Origin of the sequence: Oceanospirillum linum (genome assembly GCF_001995095.2) — a bacterium.
Lineage (GTDB): Bacteria > Pseudomonadota > Gammaproteobacteria > Pseudomonadales > Halomonadaceae > Oceanospirillum > Oceanospirillum linum.
Map to the genome: position 1 here is coordinate 1 of NZ_MTSD02000208.1, position 399 is coordinate 399.

Annotated in this window: 1 protein-coding gene; it reads right to left on the reverse strand. The window is 57.9% G+C overall.

What is annotated here, in order from left to right; all coding sequences use genetic code 11:
• A partial coding sequence (locus BTA35_RS17350) for a phosphate acyltransferase (protein WP_202931328.1) occupies positions 1–399 on the reverse strand: 399 nt, incomplete at both ends.

The following is a 399-nucleotide window of genomic DNA, read 5'->3' on the forward strand; positions in this document are numbered from 1 at the left end:
GCGTAATCCGGCACGCAGCACATTTGCCGTGGAAGAGAGGTTGCCCGCGATACAGACATCCGCTTTACCGGCGCTGACCATTGCTGCGGCGAACATCAGAGGGTCGGTAAGTTTTTCCAGCGCATCCGGCGGCGTTTTTTCGCCCGCGCGGGCCAGCCAGCGATGAGCAAATTCTTCCCGCATTGCGAGGTTGCCATGCGGATCAATCACCTGTAGCCCGTCCATCGCCACGCCGTGACTGAGCGCAAACTGACGAAGTTCAAACGGATTGGCGACCAGAATGGGCGTTGCCAGACCTTGTTGATGTAAATATTGCGCGGCTTTCAGCACACGTTGGTCTAACGCATCCGGAAAAACCACTCTGGCGGGCGCTCGCAACGCCAGTTCACGACAACGTTC